Genomic DNA, 3,764 nt, shown 5'->3' on the forward strand with positions numbered 1-3,764 from the left:
GGCGTGGGGCGCGGTACGCCCCACGCCCGCCCGGGTCAGCGCCCCGGCACTCCGCCGGCGAGCGCCCCGGCACCGGCGGGGGCGGGGAGGTCGGCGAGCATCGCCTCGACCGCTCGGGCCACGCCGTCCTCGGTGTTGGCCGCGGTGCGGTGGGTGGCCACCGCCAGCACGTCGGGGTGGGCGTTGGCCATCGCGTAGGAGCGGCCGGCCCAGCCGAGCATCTCCAGGTCGTTCGGCATGTCGCCGAAGGCCACCACGTCCTCGGGTCCCAGGCCCCGGCGGGCGCAGTAAGCGGCCAGAGTGGTCGCCTTGCTCACTCCCCTGGCGCTGATCTCGACCAGGGCGCTGGCGCTGGAGCGGGTGAACTCCCCCATCCCGGGGGCGGCGGCGCGTGCGGCGGCGAGCAGCCGGTCCGGGTCGGTCGCGGTGTGGCGGGCGAGCAGTTTGATGATCGGTTGGTCCGCGAACTCGGCGGTCTCGTCGAGGAGTTTCTCGATGGGGGCGACACCGGCCACGGCGCCGGGGAAGTACGTCGGGTAGTCCGGCTCGTAGTGCATGCCGGTGGTCCGCTCCACCGCGAAGGTGATGCCCGGCACGGCGCAGCGCAATGCGACGGCCAGGGCACGGGCGTCCTCGGGGAGGAGCTGGTGGACCTCGATGAGCCGGGGTGCGGCGGACTGCGGGAGGCCACCGCCGGCGACCGGCGCGGCGGGGTCGGCGGCGGGGTCGCCGGTGCCGAAAGCGGTGAGGTCCGCGATGGCGGCGCCGTTGGCGCAGATGGCGACCGTCCGGTCCCGGACGGCGCTCACCACCTCCAGCCAGCGGGCGGGCCGCCCGGTCACGAAGACGGTCTCGACACCGGCGTCGGATGCGGCGGCGAGCGCGTCGAGAGTGCGGCGCGAGACGGTGCGATCGTCGGCGAGGAGCGTGCCGTCGAGGTCGGTGGCGATGAGTCGGGGACGGTGTTCCGGATGAGGACGTACGCGGTGAGTCTCGGTCACGGCAATAATCCTCGCGCATATGCCAGCACATGTGTGCAGTAGTGGTCACGGATGAGCCAGAGGATAAATCGCCCCTAACGGGCGACACCGGACGTTACCCGACGCACGTCCCCGCACCGCCGGGCCGAACCTCCCGAATTGCACCGCCGGACCGGTCACCGGTCACCACCCGACCGAAAGACCACCCTTGGCCGTATACCGCCGCCCGACAGCCTCGGAACGGTGCGTGAGCGCCGCGTGACAGCCCCAGGGGTGGTGCCGGGCGACTTCCCGGTGCGCCCCGTGCGCGCCGCCGCCACTGCCGGGACCCGTCACCCGGCCGAGCGCCACCCGACCGCGGTGCCGCTCACCCCCGATACGCGGACGAGCCGTGCGTGGCCCCTTCCGCCGTGCCCCGCACCCGGACCGGGTGGGCGACACACGCGGGCGTACGCGGACCGCCGCACCGCACCGCGCGCCGGTGGCGGGGCCGACGCGGGGCGGGGCAGAGGTGGCCGAATGGCCTACTCTGCCTCCCATGGCTGATTCACCCCCCGCCGCCCCGCTGCGGCTCTCCACCGTGATCCTGCCGGTACGTCGCTGGTCGCAGGGGGGTAGGCAGGTCTGGCAGCGCGCGGAGGAGTTGGGCTTCCACACGGCCTACACCTACGACCACCTCAGCTGGCGCAGCTTCCGCGACCAGGCGTGGTTCGGCGCCGTCCCGACGCTGACCGCCGCGGCGGCGGTCACCGACCGGCTGCGGCTCGGCACCATGGTGACCTCGCCGAACTTCCGCCACCCGGTCACCCTGGCCAAGGACCTGATCACCCTCGACGACGTCGCCGACGGCCGCGTCACGCTGGGCATCGGTGCGGGCGGCAACGGGTTCGACGCCACCGCTCTCGGCCACGACGCCTGGACCCCCCGCGAACGCGCCGACCGCTTCGGGGAGTTCGTGCCGCTCCTCGACCGGCTGCTGACCGAGGGCGGCCCCGGCGGGGTCTCCTTCAAGGGCGACTTCTACTCGGCCCGCGACGTGCGCAACATCCCCGGCTGCGTGCAGCGGCCCCGACTGCCGTTCGCGATCGCTGCGACGGGGCCGCGTGGCATGCGGCTCGCCGCCCGCCACGGCCAGGCGTGGGTCACCACGGGCGACCCGTCGACGGCGGACGCCTCACCCAAGGAGGCGCTGGACGGACTCGCCCGCCAGGTCGACCGGCTCGCCGGGGCCTGCGCCGAGGCGGGCCGGGAGCCGGGCGCCATCGGCAAGGTGCTCCTGACCGGCTTCACCCCGCACCGCCCGCTGGAGTCGGTGGACGCCTTCGTCGACCTCGCCGGGCGCGTCCACGAACTGGGGTTCACCGAGATGCTGGTGCACTGGCCGATCCCCGACTCGGTGTTCGCCGCCGACCAGGACCTGTTCGAGCGCATCGCGACCGAGGGGCTCTCCCAGCTCACCGCCTGATCCGGGTCCGCCCGCAGGCTGTCCGATCGGGCCACCGGCACGCCCGCGGAGCCGAGCCGGGTCCGCTCACCGGCGCCGCCCGCCCTCCGACCCGCTCGCCCCGTGCGGACCGCGACAAGGCGGCAGGTCGCCGCGGGTCGCCGCCGTGCGGACCGATGCCTCCGGCGGCACCGCGGGCCCGCGCCCGGCATCGGCGGGAGCGACGGGGCCCGACGGGCGCCGCCCGGCCGGGCGGCGCGCCCTCAGGCCGCGTGACGTGCCTCCGGGGTGCGGTCGCGGAGGTGGCCGAGCCGGGTCCGGAGCCGCTTCAGCCCGTCCCGCATCCGCGTCTTGACCGTCCCCAGCGGGAGGTCTAGCTGTCGGGCGACCTGCGGGTAGCTCAGTCCCTCGTAGAAGGCCAGGGTGATCGCCTCGCGCTGGAGCGCGGTGAGGGAGTCCAGCCCGGCGAGGACCGTCTCCCCGTCGGCGGCACGGTCCACGTACTCGGCCACCGGGTCGTAGGGGTGGAACGCGTCGGTCCGCTGGAAGCGCTCCTCGCGGGCGGAGAGCGCCTGCTCGTGGCGCACCCGGTCGACCGCGCGCCGGTGGGTGATCCGCAGCACCCAGCCCCAGCCGCCGCCCCGCTCCGGGTGGTACCGGGCAGCGTTGCGCCACACGTCGAGCAGCGTCTCCTGCGCCACGTCCTCGGCCAGTGAGCGGTCGCGGACCACGGCCAGCGCGGTCGTCAGCACGCGGCCGGCGACCCGGTCGTACAGCTCGGCGAAGGCGGCCTGGTCGCCGGTGCCCGAGGCCGCCAGCAGCTCCTCCAGGGAACGGCGGCCGGGCCCGCGGACCGGACAGTGGTGGGCGGGGGCGTCGGTGGGGGCGTCGGTTCCGGGAAGCACCGTCATGTCCGGGTCTCCAGTGTCCTGCTGGGGCCGGAGGCGTGGGGCCACCGCTGCGGTGGCGCGATTCCGGCCCGGGGTGGGCGCGCGAGGGGCGGGGGCGGCCCGGACGGGCGTCGGCGTGACGCGGCGGCCGGGCCGGGCGCCTCAGCCCGGTCGGCGCGGGCCGCGGCCGTCCAGCAGGTGACCGGCGACACGGTGTTCCTCGGCACGGGCGGCGCCGCTGAGCTCCACGGCGGGGGCCGGTCCGGTCGGTCCGGCGGGGCGATGACCGACGGGACCGTGCGAACCGGTGCAGGGAGCCCCCAGCGGAGCGCCGACCACGGTCGACTCGGCACGGGGCGCGGCGACGCCGTCCGAGGCACGGTCCTGGTGGGCCCGCCGGTCGGCGTGGTCCCGCTCCCCGCCGTCGCGCACGGCCGTCCCGTCGCCGGC

At 76.0% G+C, this 3,764-nt stretch carries 4 protein-coding genes; 1 reads left to right on the forward strand and 3 read right to left on the reverse strand.

Going from position 1 to position 3,764, the window contains the following annotated elements:
- Positions 1–35 precede the first annotated feature (35 nt).
- Positions 36–1,001 carry an HAD family hydrolase gene (locus HCJ92_RS23000; protein ID WP_338054341.1) on the reverse strand — a complete coding sequence of 322 codons (966 nt, stop codon included), beginning with the start codon at positions 999–1,001 and terminating at the stop codon, positions 36–38.
- A 517-nt stretch (positions 1,002–1,518) separates the two neighbouring features.
- Between HCJ92_RS23000 and HCJ92_RS23005 the strand changes: the two genes are divergently transcribed.
- Positions 1,519–2,445 (forward strand): LLM class flavin-dependent oxidoreductase, encoded by a 927-nt coding sequence (locus HCJ92_RS23005; RefSeq protein WP_167935534.1) that lies wholly within the window; start codon positions 1,519–1,521, stop codon positions 2,443–2,445.
- Positions 2,446–2,687: 242 nt separating this feature from the next.
- On the opposite strand, the gene HCJ92_RS23010 is transcribed toward HCJ92_RS23005, so the two are convergent.
- Together HCJ92_RS23010 and HCJ92_RS23015 are read right to left on the reverse strand one after the other, a co-directional pair.
- A complete protein-coding gene (locus HCJ92_RS23010) occupies positions 2,688–3,335 on the reverse strand; it encodes a sigma-70 family RNA polymerase sigma factor (protein ID WP_167935535.1) in 648 nt (215 codons plus the stop codon).
- 141 nt (positions 3,336–3,476) lie between these two features.
- Positions 3,477–3,764 (reverse strand): hypothetical protein (locus tag HCJ92_RS23015; RefSeq protein ID WP_209311493.1); only part of this gene is annotated, 288 nt, incomplete at its 5' end.

Origin of the sequence: Streptomyces spiramenti, assembly GCF_012034385.1 — a bacterium.
Taxonomy (GTDB): domain Bacteria; phylum Actinomycetota; class Actinomycetes; order Streptomycetales; family Streptomycetaceae; genus Streptomyces; species Streptomyces spiramenti.

What these genes read in the sequence shown, in the direction of transcription:
- HCJ92_RS23005 (WP_167935534.1), top strand. Translation starts at nt 1,519, where the DNA reads ATGGCTGATTCACCCCCCGCCGCCCCGCTGCGGCTCTCCACCGTGATC.
- HCJ92_RS23010 (WP_167935535.1), bottom strand. Translation starts at nt 3,335, where the DNA reads ATGACGGTGCTTCCCGGAACCGACGCCCCCACCGACGCCCCCGCCCAC.